The 18,454-nt window shown below is 64.2% G+C and carries 14 protein-coding genes; 4 read left to right on the top strand and 10 right to left on the bottom strand.

What is annotated here, in order from left to right; translation table 11 throughout:
- Positions 1–137: 137 nt before the first annotated feature.
- Entirely contained in the window at positions 138–1,304 is a 1,167-nt protein-coding gene (locus SJY40_RS02095) for a M20 aminoacylase family protein (protein WP_378948246.1), read from the bottom strand.
- 66 nt (positions 1,305–1,370) lie between these two features.
- A complete protein-coding gene (locus SJY40_RS02090) occupies positions 1,371–3,203 on the bottom strand; it encodes a dipeptide ABC transporter ATP-binding protein (RefSeq protein ID WP_378942165.1) in 1,833 nt (610 codons plus the stop codon).
- Between the two features lie 255 nt (positions 3,204–3,458).
- Between SJY40_RS02090 and SJY40_RS02085 the strand changes: the two genes are divergently transcribed.
- The 3 genes from SJY40_RS02085 (at position 3,459) to SJY40_RS02075 (ending at position 7,216) form a co-directional block, all read left to right on the top strand.
- Positions 3,459–5,162 (top strand): peptide ABC transporter substrate-binding protein, encoded by a 1,704-nt coding sequence (locus SJY40_RS02085; protein WP_378942163.1) that lies wholly within the window; start codon positions 3,459–3,461, stop codon positions 5,160–5,162.
- Positions 5,163–5,247: 85 nt separating this feature from the next.
- Positions 5,248–6,255 carry an ABC transporter permease gene (locus SJY40_RS02080; RefSeq protein WP_378942160.1) on the top strand — a complete coding sequence of 336 codons (1,008 nt, stop codon included), beginning with the start codon at positions 5,248–5,250 and terminating at the stop codon, positions 6,253–6,255.
- A complete protein-coding gene (locus tag SJY40_RS02075; RefSeq protein ID WP_378942157.1) occupies positions 6,248–7,216 on the top strand; it encodes an ABC transporter permease in 969 nt (322 codons plus the stop codon). The genes SJY40_RS02080 and SJY40_RS02075 overlap by 8 nt, the downstream gene beginning before the upstream one ends.
- A gap of 33 nt (positions 7,217–7,249) precedes the next feature.
- On the opposite strand, the gene SJY40_RS02070 is transcribed toward SJY40_RS02075, so the two are convergent.
- The 4 genes from SJY40_RS02070 to SJY40_RS02055 are packed head-to-tail and all read right to left on the bottom strand — an operon-like array spanning position 7,250 to position 11,413.
- Complete coding sequence (locus SJY40_RS02070; RefSeq protein ID WP_378942155.1) at positions 7,250–9,589, bottom strand: aldehyde dehydrogenase family protein; 2,340 nt, start codon at positions 9,587–9,589, stop codon at positions 7,250–7,252.
- A 9-nt stretch (positions 9,590–9,598) separates the two neighbouring features.
- On the bottom strand, positions 9,599–10,543 hold the full coding sequence (deoC, locus tag SJY40_RS02065; RefSeq protein WP_378942152.1) for a deoxyribose-phosphate aldolase: 945 nt from the start codon (positions 10,541–10,543) through the stop codon (positions 9,599–9,601).
- Positions 10,540–11,121: a DUF1523 family protein gene (locus SJY40_RS02060; RefSeq protein ID WP_378942150.1), complete on the bottom strand. Its 582-nt coding sequence runs from the start codon at positions 11,119–11,121 to the stop codon at positions 10,540–10,542. Before SJY40_RS02060 ends, deoC begins: the two co-directional genes overlap by 4 nt.
- Positions 11,122–11,134: 13 nt before the next feature.
- Positions 11,135–11,413, bottom strand: a complete 279-nt coding sequence (locus SJY40_RS02055) for a hypothetical protein (RefSeq protein WP_378942147.1) — start codon at positions 11,411–11,413, stop codon at positions 11,135–11,137.
- Between the two features lie 137 nt (positions 11,414–11,550).
- Here SJY40_RS02055 and SJY40_RS02050 point away from each other — a divergent pair, with 137 nt between their 5' ends.
- Positions 11,551–12,372 carry an EcsC family protein gene (locus SJY40_RS02050; protein ID WP_378942145.1) on the top strand — a complete coding sequence of 274 codons (822 nt, stop codon included), beginning with the start codon at positions 11,551–11,553 and terminating at the stop codon, positions 12,370–12,372.
- Here SJY40_RS02050 and SJY40_RS02045 read toward each other — a convergent pair.
- From SJY40_RS02045 to SJY40_RS02030, 4 genes are all read right to left on the bottom strand, one after another.
- Positions 12,369–14,735, bottom strand: a complete 2,367-nt coding sequence (locus SJY40_RS02045; RefSeq protein ID WP_378948244.1) for an ATP-dependent helicase — start codon at positions 14,733–14,735, stop codon at positions 12,369–12,371. The genes SJY40_RS02050 and SJY40_RS02045 overlap by 4 nt on opposite strands.
- An 80-nt stretch (positions 14,736–14,815) precedes the next feature.
- On the bottom strand, positions 14,816–15,841 hold the full coding sequence (gene folE2 / locus SJY40_RS02040; RefSeq protein ID WP_378948241.1) for a GTP cyclohydrolase FolE2: 1,026 nt from the start codon (positions 15,839–15,841) through the stop codon (positions 14,816–14,818).
- Between the two features lie 53 nt (positions 15,842–15,894).
- Positions 15,895–17,079, bottom strand: a complete 1,185-nt coding sequence (gene metZ, locus SJY40_RS02035) for an O-succinylhomoserine sulfhydrylase (RefSeq protein ID WP_378942142.1) — start codon at positions 17,077–17,079, stop codon at positions 15,895–15,897.
- Positions 17,080–17,110: 31 nt separating this feature from the next.
- Positions 17,111–18,436, bottom strand: coding sequence for a sigma-54-dependent transcriptional regulator (locus tag SJY40_RS02030; protein WP_378942140.1), 1,326 nt, complete (start codon positions 18,434–18,436; stop codon positions 17,111–17,113).
- Positions 18,437–18,454 lie beyond the last annotated feature (18 nt).

Here is an 18,454-nt window from a genome sequence, read left to right as displayed (position 1 = left end):
TGACGTTCGTCCCCTTCATTGCCGTGGCGCGGGATCTTGCGTCCCGCGCCCCTGCATTTCGTCCTATTGTCCGCGAATGACAATCATGTTTGCGACCGCTGGCATGCGCGTCGCGACATCGCCATCAGGCGACGCCATCACGCGGCGGGCAGACGGGCCTCGACCATGCCGGCATACCAGCTGGACCCGGCGGGGATCGCCTCGTCGTTGAAGTTGTAGGCGGGGTGGTGGACCATCGCCGTGTCGCCGTTGCCGACCCAGATATAGGCGCCGGGACGTTCGTTCAGCATATAGCTGAAATCCTCGCCGCCCATCATCGGCTGCATGTCCATATCCACATCGCCGCTGATCTGGCGGGCAATGTCGGCGGCCCAATCGGTGGCCTGTTCGTTGTTCATCGTCACCGGATAACCGCGTTCGTAATTCACATCCGCCGTGGCACCCATGGCCGCGGCCATATTGGTGGCGACGCGCTTGATGGCCGCTTCCAGTTGGTCGCGGACCTCGGGGGCCAGACTGCGGGCGGTGCCCTTCAGCTTGACCACCTGCGGGATGACGTTATGCGCCGTCGAATCCGTCGTCACCACGCAGACCGAGATCACGGCGTTCTTCAGCGGGTCGATATTGCGTGCCACGATGGATTGCAGCGCCACGATGATCTGGGCGGCGGTCAGCGTCGTGTCGATGCATTCGTTCGGCTTGGCCGCATGGCCACCCTTGCCCGTGACGGTGATGTCGAACTGATCCGCCGATGCCATCATCGCGCCGGGCCGGATCGAGAACTGGCCCACCGGCATCCCCGGCATGTTGTGCATGCCATAAAATTCGTCGATGCCCCAACGATCGACCAGCCCGTCCTTGATCATCGCCTCGGCCCCTGCCCCGCCTTCCTCGGCGGGCTGGAAGATGACCACGGCGGTGCCATCGAAATTGCGGGTCTCGGCCAGATATTTCGCCGCCCCCAGCAGCATGGCGGTATGGCCGTCATGGCCGCAGGCATGCATCTTGCCCGGCGTCTTGCTGGCATATTCGACGCCGGTCTGTTCGGTGATCGGCAGCGCGTCCATGTCGGCGCGCAGACCCACAACGCGGCCCTTGCTGTCGCTGCGACCCTTGATGACGCCCACGACGCCGGTGCGACCGATGCCCTCGGTCACCTCGTCGCAACCGAATTCGCGCAGCAGTTCGGCGACCTTGCCGGCGGTGCGATGCACTTCGTAAAGCAGTTCGGGGTTTTCGTGGAAATCGCGGCGCCATGCGGTGATCTCGGGCAGCAGTTCGGCAAAGCGGTTCTTGACGGGCATGATGTTCTCCTTCGGCGGCAGGTTGGCGCGTTCCTGCATGATCTGCAAGTCTTGGCCTGCCGGACTTCAGCTGTGGGTGACGGGATCGACCAGCACACGATGACCCGGCGCAACCTCGCGATAGACCGAGGGCTGGGGCGTGTAATCGACCGGATGGATCGGCGAGGGGATCGGACGGAAGTTCAGATCCTCAGATATCTTTTTCTGGCGTGGATCGGCCACGGGCACCGCCGACATCAGCTGGCGGGTATAGCTGTGCTGCGGGTTCTCGAAGACCTGCGCACGCGTGCCCAATTCGACGATGCGGCCCAGATACATGACGCCGACGTGGTGACTGACGCGTTCGACGACGGCCATGTCGTGGCTGATGAACAGCATGGAAATGCCCATGTCCTGCTGCAATTCCATCAGCAGGTTCAACACCTGCGCCTGCACCGAGACATCCAGCGCCGACACGGCCTCATCGGCGATGATCAGCTTGGGGTTCAGCGCCAGGGCGCGTGCGATGGCGATGCGCTGGCGCTGACCGCCCGACATCTCGTGCGGGTAGCGACGCATGAAATGGCGCGGCAGCTCGACCCGGTCGAACAGGGCGGCGATGCGGTCTTCGCGTTCGCTGCGACTGCCGATTCCGTAATTCTGCATCGGCTCGGCGACCTGATCATACAGCTTCATATGCGGATCAAGGCTGGCGAAGGGGTCCTGAAAGATCATCTGCATGTCGCGCCGCGCCTTGCGCAGCGCCCGCTGCGACAGCGCCAGCACATCGGTTCCGCCCAGATCGACCTGACCCGATTCCGGTTCGACCAAGCGCAGGATCGACCGCCCGCAGGTGGATTTCCCACAGCCCGATTCACCGACCAGCGACAGGGTTTCCCCACCGTTGATGGTAAAGCTGACATCCTCGACCGCATGGACATGGGCCAGCGTGCGTCGCAGCACACCGCCCTTGACGGCAAAGCGAGTGGTCAGGTTCTGGACCGTCAGCAGCGGCTTGGGGTCGGTGACGATGATGGGTTCGGGGGCGCCATGCGTGCCGTCGCCCATCAGGCGCAGACGTTCGGGGGCAGGCTTGCCGGTCATTTCACCCAGACGGGGCACGGCGGCCAGCAGCATCTTGGTGTAATCTTCGCGCGGGTTTTCAAAGATCTGCTCGACCGGGCCTTCTTCGACCTTGTCGCCGCGGTACATGACCACGACACGATCTGCCATCTGTGCGACCACAGCCATGTCATGGGTGATGAAAAGAACGGCAATCTGTTTTTCCCGCTTCAAACGGTCGATCAGCGCCAGGATTTCGGCCTGAATCGTCACGTCCAGCGCGGTCGTGGGTTCGTCGCAGATCAGCAGGCGCGGTTCGCAGGCCATGGCGATGGCAATGACGATTCGCTGGCGCATGCCGCCCGACAGTTCGTGCGGATACTGGTCCAGACGGCGTTCGGGTTCGGGCATGCGGACCTGACGCAGGATCTCCAGCGCGCGGGCGCGGGCCTGCGCCTTGGTCATGCCGCGATGCGCCATCAGACCCTCGGCCAGCTGGTCGCCCACGGTAAAGACCGGGTTCAGCGCCGTCATCGGTTCCTGAAAGATCATCCCGATCTGGTTGCCGCGGATGTCGCGCATTGCCGGACCGCCCTGCGTGGCAAGGTCCACCACCTGCCCGTCGCCCTTTTCGAACATCAGCCTGCCGCCCGTGATGGAGCCGCCCCCGAATTCCACCAGCCGCATCAGCGACAGCGAGCTGACCGATTTGCCCGACCCGGATTCGCCGACCACGCAGACGCATTCGCCCGGCTTGATGTCGAAGCTGACATCCTTGACGCCCACCACCACGCCGTCGTTCGTCTGGAATTCGACGCGAAGTTTCTCGATTGAAACGAGTGGTTTGTCGTCAAGCATGCTGCCCTCCGGATGCTGTGCAGATCGGAAGGCTAGTCGCTGCCCTGCAAAAGTCAAAGCGCAAAGGCGGCGGGGCTGCCTGCGCGATGGGACTTGCTTTCGGATTGGGCTTTGTCTGATGATGCCCCCATTCCGCAGGGATGGCGACATCACAAACATGCCCAACAAGATCGGGACATCACAAACCAAGCACGACCCTCGAATGGTCGCAGATGCGCAGACAACCCGCGGGTCCAACCCCAACAGGAGAGCCTGATGAAACTGAGAACCGTTCTGATGGGCGCCGTCGCGTCGCTGACGATGGCCCCCGCCGCATTCGCCGAACGCGGCAGCGACGGTCAGCTTGGCCTGATCATGTGGCAAGCGCCCACCACCATGCACCCCTATCTGTCGGGCGGCACCAAGGAAGTCATCGCCAGCAGCCTGACGCTGGAACCGCTGGCGGGCTATGACGCCGAGGGCGCGATGTATCCGCGTTTGGCCGCGGAACTGCCCAGCCTGGAAAACGGCGGCATTTCCGAAGATATGACCTCGGTTACCTGGAAGCTGCGCGACGACGTGAAATGGTCGGACGGCACGCCTTTCACCGCCGATGACGTGGTCTTCACCGCCAATTACTGCATGGACCCCGAAGGCGGCTGTTCGCAGCTGGCCAAATTCGAAGGCATCACCAGCATCGAGGCCGTCGATCCCCAGACCGTCAAGATCACCTTCAATGCGCCGCGCCCGGACCCGTTCTCGGCCTTCGTGGGGGCACAGTCGCCGGTGCTGCAAAAGGCGCAATTCGCCGATTGCACGGGTGCCAATGCCCCGACCTGCACGGATCAGAACTTCAACCCCGTCGGCACCGGTCCCTTCCGCGTGACGGAATTCCTGACCAATGACACCATCTCGCTGGAGGCGAACCCCGAATACCGCGACCCCGCCAAGCCCGCCTTCGCGACCGTTCTGGTCAAGGGCGGCGGCGATGCGGCAGGTGCGGCGCGTTCGGTGCTGGAAACCGGCGAATTCGACTATGCTTGGAACACCCAGCTGGCCCCCGACGTCATCGCCGGGATGGAGGCTGCGGGTCGTGGCAAGGTCAGCGCCGCCTTCGGCAGCCTTGTCGAACGCCTGCACGTCAACCTGACGGACCCCTCGCCCAACCTGCCTGCGGAAGAACGCTCGACCTCGCAGCATCCGCATCCGTTCATGTCCGACCCGGCGGTGCGCAAGGCGCTGTCCATGGCCATCGACCGCGAACTGCTGGTGGAAATCGGCTATGGTCCGGCGGGCAAGCCGACCTGCAACTATGTCCCGGCCCCCGCGGCATGGGCATCCGACAATACCGAATGCATGACCCAGGACATCGAGGGCGCGAATGCCCTGCTGGACGAAGCGGGCTGGGTCAAGGGCGGCGACGGCGTGCGTGAAAAGGACGGCGTGCGTCTGTCGATCCTCTATCAGACCTCGGTCAATGCGGTGCGTCAGGACTTCCAAGCGCTGATCAAGCAGTGGTGGTCGGAAATCGGCGTGGAAACCGAACTGAAGACCATCGACGCCTCGGTCTTCTTCGGATCGGATGCGGGCTCGCCCGACACGCTGCAGAAGTTCTATGCCGACGTCGAGATGTATGCCGACAACTTCGACGGCAACAACCCGGCCCCCTATCTGGCCAAGCACACCTGCAACAAGGCGCCCTCGCCCGCCAACCAGTGGCAGGGTGAAGGCACCAGCCGCTTCTGCGATCCCGAATACGATCGCATGGTGTCTGAACTGGAAGGCATCATCGACGCCGACGAACGCGCCGAGATGGGCCGCAAGATGAACGACATGCTGACCAAGGACAGCAATGCCATCATCCCGCTGGTCTATCGCGGCACCGCCTCGGCCCATTCCAACACGCTGCAGGGCGTTCAGCTGAACGCATGGGACAGCGAAATCTGGAACGTCGCCGACTGGTCGCGCGCGGCGGAATGACACCCGCGGCCGCCCCCTTACCGGGGCGGCCCTTCTGGCGCAGGGCGGGGCATATCCCCGCCCGCAACCCTTCGACCGAGGCATCATGCTGAATTTCACCATACGCCGGCTTTTGCTGGCGATCCCGACATTGCTGTTCATCTCGCTGGTGATCTTCCTGCTGCTGGAAGCATCCCCCGGCGATCCGCTTGGTGATGTCCCCCTGACCGTCCCCCCCGAGGTTCGCGACCGCATGCGCGCCGCCCTTGGTCTGGGCGAACCCTGGCCCATCCGCTATGTCCTGTGGCTGAAGCAGTTCTTCTGGGTCGAGCCGCTGTACTGGTTCGACCAGATCTTCGGCACCGCCTTCAGCGCCGACATGCAGCGCATCATCAGCTTCCAGTCGCGCAGCCCCGTCTTCGACGTGATCGCGCAGCGCGTGCCCCAGACTCTGACGGTGGTGGGCATGTCCTATGTGGTGGGCATCCTGATCGCCATTCCCATCGGCATCCTGTCGGCCTACAAGCAATACAGCTGGTTCGACCAGATCGGCACCTTCGTGTCGATGATCGGATTTTCGATGCCGACCTTCTTTACCGGTGTCGTGCTGATCATCATCTTCGGCGTGAACCTGCAGTGGTTCCCTTCGGTCTATGACACCACGCTGCAGGTGCGGGACTGGGACAGCTTCATGGCGCAGGTCCGCCAGATGGTCATGCCCGTGACGGTGCTGGCGCTGTACAATGCCGCCCAGATCAGCCGCTTCATGCGATCATCCATGCTGGACAACCTGGGTCAGGATTACGTCCGCACCGCCCGCGCCAAGGGACTGTCCGAACGCGTCGTCGTGCTGAAACACGTGCTGAGAAACAGCCTGATCCCCGTCGTCACCGTGATCGCGCTTGGCCTGCCCACCGTCTTCGGCGGTGCGATCATCACCGAACAGGTCTTCAAGGTGAACGGGCTGGGCCAGCTGCTGATCACCGCCATCCACGGCAACGATATTCCGATGGTGCTGACCCTGACCTTCATCTTCGCGATCCTGATCGTCGTCTTCACCCTGATCGCAGACATCCTCTACGGGGTGCTGGACCCAAGGATCCGTTATGACTGAGCCTGTCAACCGAACCACTCTGACCGCCGGCAACGCGGCCACCCCCGCCGCCGCATCGCCGCCCGTCGCCCCGGCACCTGCCCCCAACCGCAGCCAATGGGGCGATGTCTGGCGACAGTTCCGCAGCCACCGGGGCGCGATGGTCGCGCTGGTGCTGTTCGTGGGGATCATCCTGTTCGTGTCGGTGGGGCCGCTGATCTGGCGGACCGACCCCACCTATGTGGACATCCGCGCGCGCAACCAGGGCTTTTCGCTGGCCCACCCCTTGGGCACCGATCAGCTGGGCCGCGACATGCTGGGACGCTTGATGGCGGGGGGACAGGTGTCCATCGCGGTCGGACTGACCGCCATGGCCATCGCCATCTTCATCGGCAGCCTGATTGGCGTAGTCGCGGGTTACTTCCGCCGTCTTGACGGTCCGCTGATGCGCGTGACCGAGCTGTTTCTGGCCCTGCCCTTGCTGCCCCTGCTGCTGCTGATGGTGACCCTGTTCCGCGAGCCTTTGTCCCAGACCTTCGGGGCGGCCTTCGGGATCTTCTTGCTGATCGTCTCGGCCATCGGGGCGACCAGCTGGATGCAGGCCGCCCGCATCGTCCGGGGCGAGGTTCTGGGCCTGAAGGAGCGTGAGTTCATCCTGGCCGCCCGATCGATCGGAACGCCCAGCCACCGGATGATCCTGCGCCACATCCTGCCGAACGTGCTGTCGCCGATCATGGTGGCCGCGACCCTGGGGATCGCCACCGCGATCATCACGGAATTGGCGCTCAGCTTTCTGGGACTTGGCTTCCCGCCCGATTTCCCGACATGGGGACGGCTTCTTTACGACGCGGTGGACCAGATGGTGCTGTATCCGTCGCGCGTGGTGTTCCCCGGTGTCCTGATCTCGCTGACGGTGCTTTGCGTCAACTATATCGGCGACGGGTTACGCGACGCGATGGACCCGCGCATTCGGGGCCGGTAAAGCAAAGGGGGGCCGCGCGGCCCCCCTTCTTCGTCAATAGGCCGCGCTGCCACTGCCCGCAGGCAGCGCACCATAGGGCAGCCAGATCGTCTTTTGACGCACCGCATGGTTCAGGAAGTCATGCCCCTGCGCGTCGTTCCCGGTCCAGTCGCGATGCGGCACCGACCAGACCGGCTTCAGATTGCCGCTGGCCGCCTGATCAACCGAGGCCTGACCCTCCGGCGTGCCGCAATACCACATGGCCGCGACTTCATCATGCAGCGCCAGATGCGCCGACAGCGCGTCGCGCGCGCCGGTCACGATGTTCACCACCCCGGCTGGCACATCCGAGGTGTCCAGCACCTGATACAGATCCGTCACCGCCAGCGGGTCGTTCTGCGCCGGAATGGCCACGACGCTGTTGCCCATCGCGATGGCAGGCAGGACCAGCGACAGGAAGCCCACCAGCGGGTTGCGGTTCGCACAGGCGATGCCGATGATGCCCATCGGTTCGGGGATGACATTCACCAGATGGCCCGGCTTGGCCTGTACGTTGCGGCCGTCGATCTTGTCGGCCCAGGCGGCATAGTGGAAGGCGCGATCGATGGCGGCCTCGACCTCGCGCTTGTTGGTGCGGGCGGCGAATTCATCGGCGCGGGCGGCCAGGTTCTCGGCCATGAAATACAGCACCTGTGCGCGGGCGTGACCACCCATCGCCGCCCATTTACCGGCCTTAGAGGCTGCCTCGACCGCGTTGCGGATGTCCTTGCGGCTGCCAAGGGGCGCCAGCCCGCCCGGCACGGCATAGGACGCGCCACCGTCGGGACGCTTCTGCGCGCCACCGATGTACATCTTGGCGGTCCGGTCGATGCCCTGCGGCTTGGCGGCATCGGCGTCGGTCACGGCGTCCAGCGGCTTCAGCTTGCCACCCTCGCCGCCGTTCTTGGGACCGGGGGCCGCCAGATAATCCAGCATGCCGGCATGACCACCTTCGCGGCCATAGCCACTTTCACGATAGCCGCCAAAGGGGGCCGCCGCGTCGAACATATTGGCACAGTTGATCCAGATGACACCCGCCTTGATGCGCGCCGCCATATCGGTGGCAACCGTCGCGCTTTCCGACCAGACGCTGCCCGCCAGACCGTAGCGGGTGTTGTTGGCCAGCTCGATCGCCTCATCGGCGGTGCGGAAGGTCGAGAGCGTGGCGATGGGACCAAAGATCTCCTGCTGCATGCCCGGATTGGCGGGGGCGATGTTCTTCAGATAGCCGGGCGCAATGAAGCAGCCGTCCTGCGGCTGACCGCCGACCAGATCGGCCCCGGCATCGGTCGCGGCCTTGCAGATCGACAGGATGCGGTCCTTTTGCACCGGATCGACGATGGCGCCGATATCGGTGGATTTATCCAAAGGCGCGCCGACACGCAGGCGGTCCAGGCGGGCACGCATCAGGGTTTCGAACCGTTCCGCCACCAATTCCGCGACCAGGATGCGCGAGCCTGCACAGCAGACCTGCCCCTGATTGAACCAGATGCTGTCCACGACACCTTCGACGGCGGCGTCCAGATCGGCGTCCTCCATCACGATGAAGGGCGATTTGCCGCCCAGCTCCAGCGTCAGCTTGCGCCCCGTGCCTGCAAGGGCCCGCGCGATGCCGCGACCAACCTCGGTCGATCCGGTGAAGGCGATCTTGTCCACATCAGCCGCAACCAGCGCCGCACCGGTGTCGCCGTCGCCGGTGACGATGTTGACGACGCCTGCGGGCAGGCCGACTTCCTGACAAATCTCGGCGAAGGCCAGCGCGGTCAGGGGGGTGTATTCGGCGGGCTTCAGCACCACCGTATTTCCGGCGGCCAGCGCGGGCGCGACCTTCCACGCCAGCATCAGCAGCGGGAAGTTCCACGGGATGATCTGGCCGCAAACGCCCAAGGGCGCATGGTCGGGGAACTGCGTGTCGCGAAGCTCGGCCCAGCCTGCGTGGTGATAGAAGTGCCGCGCGACCAGCGGAATGTCCCCGTCGCGGGCCTCGCGGATGGGCTTGCCGTTGTCCAGCGTCTCCAGCACCGACAGGAAGCGTTCGCGTTTCTGCACATGGCGCGCGATGGCATAGAGGAACCGCGCCCGTTCCGTCCCCGAGAGGTTCGCCCAAGGCTTCTGCGCCTTGCGGGCCGCCTTGACGGCGGCGGCGATGTCATCGGCGGTCCCTTGGGTCACGCGGGCTAGCACATCGCCGGTCGAGGGGTCGCGGGTCTCAAAGACCTGACCCGGTGTCGCGAAGCTGCCGTTGATGAAATGGCCGAACGTCCCGCGCCGGGCCAGCCAGTCGCGGGCGGCCGAGGCATCCTCGGACGAGGGGCCGTATTCCATGGATTGCATGATGTCGTTCACAAGGCTCATCCCGTTTCCTTACGCAAGTGCCAGGCGATGGGCCGCGGCATAGCGGCCCGTCACGTGATGACTGATCTGTCGTTCGATATCGCCCAGAAGGCTGCTGGCGCCGATCCGGAACAGATCGGGCGTCAGCCATTCGCGGCCCAGTTCTTCGGCCATCAGAACCTGCCAGCTGATCGCGTCCTTGGCGGTGCGCAGGCCACCTGCGGGCTTGAAGCCGACCTTATGGCCGGTGCGCATGCCGTAATCGCGGATGGTGCGGCACATGACCAGACTGACCGGCAGGGTGGCGTTCACGGCCTCTTTCCCGGTCGATGTCTTGATCCAGTCCGCCCCCGCCTGCATGGCGACATGGCTGGCGCGGGCGACGTTTTCCAGCGACTTCAGATCGCCGGTGGCCAGAATGGCCTTCATGCGGGCGGCGCCACATGCCTCGCGCATGGCGCGAAGTTCGTCGTAAAGCGCCGTCCAATCGCCCTGCAACACATGGGCGCGGGTGATGACGATGTCGATTTCATCCGCGCCTTCATCCAGCGCGTAACGGATCTCGGCCAGACGCATGTCCAGCGGCATCAGACCGGCAGGGAAACCGGTGGCGACGCTGGCCACGGGAATGCCGGAATTGCCAAGCGCACGTTTGGCGGGGCCGACCATCGTCGGATAGACGCAGACCGCGCCGGTGGTCAGACCGCTGACGCCCATGGCGTCCAGCAGTTCGGGCGCGATGGGCTGGCGGGCCTTGGCACACAGGCGCGCCACGCGGTCGGGCGTGTCGTCGCCCGCCAGCGTGGTCAGGTCGATGCAGCGCACGGCGTTCAGCAGCCATGCCGCCTGATGGTCCTGCTTCAGGCTGCGGCGCGCGGGCAATGTCGCCGCACGTCGTTCCACCGCGGGGGTGTTGATCCGCAGATCGGCGAACCAGTCGGTGCGCAGATCGGTTCCGGGGTTCTGGGTCATCATTTGCCCTTTCGGTTCAGCCGGTCACGCAGCGGCGTCAGCCCGCGTTCCTGGAATTGCGCCCACATCCGCCAGATCAGCGCCAGCAGGACCAGCAGCACGACGCAGATCACCATGGCGGGCCAGTTCATCGGGCGGTCGTCCGGTCCGGCAACGGGGTTGATCGAGATGGCGTTGGGATAGGTTGACATCCACGGCATGCGCCAGCCATAGCCGGTGACGCTGACCCAGATCGGGTCGTTCGCCGGCGACTTCAGGTTCGTCGCCTCGGCATGCAGGTTCGAGCTGTCGTATTTGAAATAGGGCGGCCAGACCCAGCCCGTATCCTCGTTGCGATAGACGAAGACATTGCCGCCGGGTCGCACCGTGTCGATGAAGCGCACATCGCGCTGACCGGACGCATTTTCCACCGTGCCGGTGCTGTCCGAGGCCCAGAAGATCGTGGCCGACGGCGGGATCGACGTCAGCCGGTTATAGGTGTTGCTGATACGCACCGTGTTCTTGGACGGCAGCGTGTAATCCAGCAGGGCAAAGGCGAAGATGCCGAAAAGGACGCCGATGGCGACGCGGAGGTAATACATGTGACGGCAGCTCCTAGTGCCAGTTGACCAGATAGACGATGCCCAGAACGGCCAGCGTCGGCAGCACGAAGACCAGCAGAGTCAGCCGCGCCTTCAGGGTTTTCTCGAAGCCTGCCATCGCCTTGGCGATGAAGGCACGACGGGCCGCGCTGTCGCCAGCCCGGTCGGGATGGCGCGCATCCCACCGGTCTTCCAGACGCTCGACCTGTTCGGACCGGACATAGACCCGCAGCAGCACATAGAAAAGCAGTTGCACCGCCAACATGAACAGCCACAGCCGGATCAATGCCACCTTGTCCCTGCCCTTCTTCGCGTCATCGCGAACCCCAGCGTAACATGGGGGCGCAAGCGGGGGCCAGATGTCGCGTCACGTCAGGCAACCCTTGCGCGGGGGGATGCGTTGGCCCGCAAGCGCCAATTAATTCGGGAATGTCCAAGATGCCCCTGCCCGCCACCGACAACGCCCCTTCCGTCCCGGCCCCCGCAGCCGATGATTTGGCACGGCAACTGGACCGCCTTGCCGAACGTCACCTGCGCGGGCGCAGCCTGTTGATGCGCGGGGTCGAGGCCGTGGGTCGCCTGACCGAAGGTGCTGCCACCACCGTGTTGGGCATATCGCCGGTTTCCCTTGAGAAAGTCTTGGAAAGCGCCTTCCAGCAGCTTTACGACCTGTCGGGGCGGACCGATCAGATCGGTCTGATCCGCCACGCGCCGCTGATCGCCAATCGCGCAGCGGCGGTCGTATCTGGCGCGACGGGCGGCTGGTTCGGCTTTGCGGGGCTGGTGCCGGATCTGGTCGCCTCGACCACGGTGATCTTCAATTCCATCCAGAAGGTCGCCCGCCAGCAGGGGTTCGACACCAGCGATCCACAGGTGCGTCTGGAATGCCTGGCGGTCTTCCAATACGGCGAACCCGGAGAGGATGGCGACGCCGCCGCGCAATCCTTCCTTGCCAATCGTGTGCTGACGAACGGTCAGACCGTGTCGGCGCTGATCACCCGCTTTGCCGGTGAATTCGCAGCGCGGGTGACGGCCAAGCTGGGGGCGCAGACGGTGCCGGTCATCGGGGCTGCGACCGGCGCGGCGATCAACTATGCCTTCGTTGATTATTACGAAAAGGTCGCCAAAATCCACTTCACCCTGCTGCGCCTTGCCGCCGAACATCCCGACCGCGATATCGACGCCGCCTATGCCGATGCGCTGGCGCGCGCCGGACGCAAGCCCCGCATCGGCCGCAGTCGCCGCGCCTAGAACGGAACGTCGTCCACCCCGCCCGCAGGCTGGACATAGGCGGCCTTGATGTTCTTGAAGCCCGCCTCGAACTGGATGGTCAGCGTGTCTTCGGCCACGCCCATGACCTGCCCTTCGCCGAACTTGGCATGGCTGACCTTGTCGCCGACCGCAAAGCGGCTGGCGGGTGTCGCGTCGATGGTGACGGGGGTGCGATGCACCGGCGCGCGGCGTTCGGCGGCCTTGGCCTGCATCCGCTTCCATCCGGGCGAATTATAGACATCGGCCTTGGCTGCACGGTCATGCATCTGCACACTGCCCGCCGACGCCATCGCCGCGCCATATCCGCCGCCGTAAAGGCCGGGGGGCGTCAGAACCTCGACATGTTCCTCGGGCAGTTCATCGACGAAACGCGAAGGCAGAGAGCTTTGCCACTGACCGTAAAGCCGCCGGTTGCCCGCAAAGCTGATCGTCGCCAGACGTTCGGCCCGCGTGATGCCGACATAGGCCAGACGGCGTTCTTCTTCCAAGCCCTTGGTGCCCTGTTCGTCCATGGCGCGCTGGTTGGGGAATAACCCGTCCTCCCACCCCGGCAGGAAGACGACAGGGAATTCCAGACCCTTGGCGCCGTGCAGCGTCATGATGCTGACCTGTTCGGTCTGCTGACCGTCATCACGGTCCATGACCAGGGCCACATGTTCAAGGAAGCCCTGAAGGTTCTCGAACTCCTCCAGCGCCTTGACCAGTTCCTTGAGGTTTTCCAGACGACCCGGCGCATCTGGCGATTTGTCATTCTGCCACATGGCGGTATAGCCGGATTCGTCCAGGATGCGTTCGGCCAGTTCGATATGGTTCGCGCCATCCATCACCGACAGATGCGACCGCCCGATCAGCGCCACGAAGTCGCGCAGATTGGCCAGCCCCTTGCCGCCAAGGTGCTTTTCCTCAACCGCGATCTTGGCGCCTTCCAGCAGGTTCACGCCGTTCTGCCGCGCAGCAGCCTGAATGGTCTGCAATGCCTTGTCGCCCAAGCCCCGCTTGGGGGTGTTCACGACACGCTCGAATGCCAGATCGTCATCGGGGCTGGTGACCAGCCGGAAATAGGCCATCGCGTCGCGGATTTCCTGCCGTTCATAGAACCGCGGGCCGCCGATGACGCGATAGGGCAGACCAATGGTCATGAAGCGGTCCTCGAAGGCGCGCATCTGATGCGATGCCCGCACCAGGATCGCGATATCGTCCAGCGACACCCGTCCCAGCGCCGCGCGATGGCCGGCCTGGAAGGCTTCGATCTCCTCGCCGATCCAGCGGGCCTCGGCTTCGCTGTCCCAATGGCCGATCAGGCGCACGGGTTCGCCGGGTTCCGCATCGGTCCACAGCGTCTTGCCCAGACGGCCGCTGTTCGCCGCGATCAGCCCCGAGGCCGCCCCCAAAATCTGCGGGGTAGACCGATAGTTCTGTTCCAGCCGGATCACCTCGGCGCCCGGAAAGTCCTTTTCGAAACGCAGGATGTTGCCCACCTCGGCCCCGCGCCAGCCATAGATCGACTGGTCGTCATCGCCCACGCAGCAGATGTTGTGATGCGATTGCGCCAAAAGGCGCAGCCACATGTATTGGGCGACGTTGGTATCCTGATATTCGTCCACCAGCACATAGCGGAAGCGGTCCTGCCATTGCCGCAGCACGTCAGGATGGGCCTGAAACAGCGTCACGCAATGCATCAGCAGGTCGCCGAAATCGACGGCGTTCAGCGTCAGCAGGCGGTCCTGATACTGCGCATAGAGCTTGCCGCCCTTGCCGTCGAAGGCCGCCTCTTCGCCCTTGGGCAGATTGGCGGGGGTCAGGCAGCGGTTCTTCCAGCCGTCGATCAGATGCGACAGCTGGCGTGCGGGCCAACGCTTTTCGTCGATGTTTTCCGCACGGATCAGCTGTTTCAGCAAGCGGATCTGGTCGTCGGTGTCCAGAATGGTGAAGCTGGGCTTCAAATGCAGCCCGTCGCGCCCGATCAATTCGGCATGGCGACGCAGGATCTTGACGCTGATGCTGTGGAAGGTGCCCAGCCAGGGCATCCCCTCGACGGTTTCGCCCAGCAGCTTGGCGATGCGTTCTTTCATCTCGCGCGCGGCCTTGTTGGTGAAGGTCACGGCCAGCAGCTGACCGGGCCGCGCCTTTCCCAGCATCAGCAGATGGGCGATGCGCGTGGTCAGGGCGCGGGTCTTGCCCGTCCCTGCCCCGGCCAGCATCAGGACAGGCCCGTCCAATGCCTCGACCGCGGCGCGTTGCGCGGCGTTCAACCCTTCCAGATAGGGCATCGGGCGCGCGGCCATCGCACGTTGCGACAGCGGCACGGGGGTCTCACCTTCGGAATCGTCGATCACATCCATACCTTCAGCATAGGCGCAGAGCCGTCGCATGAAAAGCCCGCGTTCTTATTTCGTTCTTGCACGACCCCCGCGCCCTGCGGTCAGACCTTCAGCGCCGCAAAGGTCGTTGGGTCCAGCAATTCCTGTGCGAATGTCGTCCCGCTGGTCAGCAGGCTGACGGCATCATGCGAATGCAGCAATTCCTGATGGCTGGCGATGATGCGGAAATCGCCGATGCGCGGATCGGCTAGCAGCTGGGCTGCAAAAGCACGCACCGCATCTTCGACGAAGATCGGGTTGGCGGCGTTAAGTTCGGCAAAGGCCTGTTCGTCTTCACGCTTGACCATGACCTGGGTTTCGGTCGGAACCGCGCGGCGGCACAGATCGATCACATCCTCGAACCAGATCTTTTCCGCCCCCTCCATCACCAGCGAAATCCGCGCGACGGAGCGCTGCGAATGGGGCGTGGCCAGACGGCCGCGTGTTTCCCGCGCATGTTCCGACAGTTCCAGCGAACAGGGACAGGTCGAGGAATAGACGTAATCGACATGCATCACCCGCAGGCGCTGCCCCTTATGTTCGATCACCTCAAGCGCGATGTCGTAATACTGCCAACCCGACAGCCCCGAACGCAGCGAATCCACCCGCATCGGATAGCTGAAGCGCATCTGGATGCGGGCGTCCAGCGCGTCCAGATGGGATTTGTAATCCTCCAGCGCGGCTTCCAGAACCGACAGGCTGAACAGGTTTTCGGAATGGCCGTAAAAGGACCGCATGATGCGGCTCATGTTGATGCCCTTGCGGTCGGCTTCCAGGCTGACGGTGCCGGTGACGCTGGTCTCCAGCACGATCTCTCCTCCGTTCACGCCGTCGTCGCGGGTCTGATAACGGATCGGCAGGCGGAAATTGGAAATCCCCACATGCTGGATGGCCGCACGCGCGCCGATGATCAGGCTGGCGGGGCCATTCTGAAGGTCGGGCAGATCGGCCTTATACGCCTCATCGACCTTGAAATCCGCGTCATAGGTGCGGGTCAGGGCGGGATAGGCGGGCGTCATGGGGCGGGCTTGGGTCATCATGGCCTCCGGGGCAGCGTCGGGGCCCATATAAGCAACCTTGGGGGAAATGTCAGTGCAAAGCGCATCCCGGCAACGTCAGGGCCGGGATGCGCCTAGGTGGATCAGCCCAATGCGTTCAGCAGATCGCGGGTCAGATCGCCCGCATCCTCAAGGCCGATGGACAGGCGGATCAGGCCGGGCGTGATGCCCAGATGCGCCTTGTCGGCATCCGACAGGCGCTGGTGGGTCGTGGTCGCGGGATGGACCGCGATCGACTTCGCATCGCCGAGGTTGTTCGAGATCTTGATGATCTGCAGACGGTCCAGCATCGCGAAGGCCGCATCCTTGCCGCCCGCCACCTCAAGCGCGATCATCGTCCCGCCCGAGCCGATCTGCTGCATCGCCAGTTCGTGCTGGGCGTGATCGGCCAGACCCGGATAGATGACCCGCGACAGGCCCGGATGGCCGTGCAGGGCCGCCGCGATCGAGGCCGCCGCATCGGCCTGCGCACGCACCCGCAGGTCCATGGTCTGCAAGCCGTTCAGCATGATCCACGCGTGGAAGGGGCTGATCGCGCCGCCGGTGTGTTTCAGATAGGGCTCGGCCACTTCGCGCACGAATTGGCGCGTGCCGCAGATGACGCCGGCAAGGGCGCGACCGCCGCCGTCGATATGCTTGGTGGCGGAATAGACGATGACATCGGCGCCCAGTTCGGCGGCCCGCGAAAAGACCGGCGTGGCGAAGACGTTGTCCACGACGACGGTTGCGCCGACGGCATGGGCCATCTCGGCCACGGCCTTTAGGTCGATCACTTCCAGCGTCGGGTTGGACACGCTTTCGAAGAAGACCGCGTGGGTGTTGGGGCGGATCGCCGCGCGCCACTGGTCCAGATCGGTGCCGTTGACGAACGTCACCTCGACCCCGAATTTCGCCAGCAGGTCCAGCACGTAAAGGCACGACCCGAACAGCGCCCGCGCGGCCACGACATGATCGCCGGGCTTGCACATGGCGAACATCGTGCCGTTGACCGCCGCCATGCCGCTGGCGGTGGCAAAGGCGTCCTCGGTCCCTTCCAACGATGCGATGCGATCCTCGAACATGCGGCTGGTAGGGTTGCCATAGCGGGCATATATGAATTCATCCGGTCCGCTGCCTTGGAAGCGTCCTTCGGCCTGTGCGGCGCTGTCATAGACGAAGCCCTGCGTCAGGAAGATGGCTTCGGCCATCTCTCCGTATTGGCTGCGACGGGTGCCATGGTGAACGGCCCGGGTGCGCGGGCTGAGGTCCTTGTCGGACGTGGCGGTCATAAGTTCTGCCTTTCGATGATGCTGCGGGGGATTACAGGTAATCGCCGCGCTGCAATCCGTATTTTGCCATTTTCTCGTTCAGGGTCCGGCGTGGCAGGCACAATTCGTCCATCACGCTGGCGATGCTGCCCTTGTGGCGGCGCATCGTGTTGTCGATCAGCATCTTCTCGAAGCTTTCGACATATTCCTTTAGCGGCTTGCCCTCGGTCGTGGTGGCCTGCTGGTTATCCTCGCCATCGGCCATCAGCAGGGACGCGATCGACCCCGATCCGCGACGGTTCTGCAACACGGCGCGTTCGGCCACGTTGATCAGCTGGCGGATGTTGCCGGGCCAAGGGGCCTGCAGCAGCTGGGCTGCCTCCTGCGCGCTGACCTGCGGGGGTTCGCAGCCGTATTCTTCGGAAAACTGCTCGGTCATGCGGGTGAACAGCGCCAGAATATCTTCGCCCCGCGCGCGCAGCGGCGGCAGGGTGATCTTCAGCGCGGACAGGCGATAGAACAGGTCGGGACGCAGCGAATCCTCGGCCTTGCGGCCTTCACCGCGGGCGTTGCTGATGGCGATGATGCGGGTTTCGGCGGGCGTTCCCTGTTCGCTGATGAAGGCCAGAAGGCGGGCCTGCAGGGGTTCGGACAGCGCCTCGATATCTTCCAGGCACAGGGTGCCGCCACGGGCTTCCTCGACCGCGGGCAGGCCTTCTTCCAAGGGGCCGAACAGGCGCGTGGCCAGGGCCTCGTCGTTGAAGGCCGCGCAGGACACAGGCACGAATTTCTTCGATGCGCGCGGACCCACAGCGTGCAGCGCATGGGCCACCAGTGTCTTGCCTGTGCCGGTTTCGCCGTCGATCAGCACATGGCCGTCGGCCTGCCCCAGATCCAGAATATCCTCGCGCAGGCGCTCCATCACCGGGCTGGCACCGATCAGCTTGGACATGACCTGCTGGCCTTCGGACAGGTCGCGGCGCAGGGCGCGGTTGTCCAGCGTCATCCGGCGCATCTGCGTGGCCTTTTTGGCCAGCGCCGTCATGCGGTCGGGGTTGAAGGGCTTTTCCATGAAGTCCATCGCGCCAAGGCGCATCGCCTCGACCGCCATCGGCACATCGCCATGGCCGGTGATCATGATGACCGGCAGGTTGCTGTCCAGCCCCATCAGCCGCTTCAGGAAGGCCATGCCATCCATGCCGGGCATGCGGATGTCGGTCACCACGACGCCGGGCCAATCGGTGCCGATGACCTTCAGCGCATCCTCGGCGCTTGCAAAGGTCTCAGTCTCGAAGCCGGACAGGACCAGCCACTGGCTGATGGATTCCCGCATGTCGGGTTCATCATCCACGATCGCGATCTTCAATTTCCGGGACATTCTGCAATCCTCTCGTTT

It is taken from the genome of Paracoccus sp. R86501 (genome assembly GCF_042466435.1).
GTDB lineage: Bacteria > Pseudomonadota > Alphaproteobacteria > Rhodobacterales > Rhodobacteraceae > Paracoccus.
Note: the sequence above shows the minus strand (reverse complement) of the source record. Positions and strands in the feature narration are given on the sequence as shown.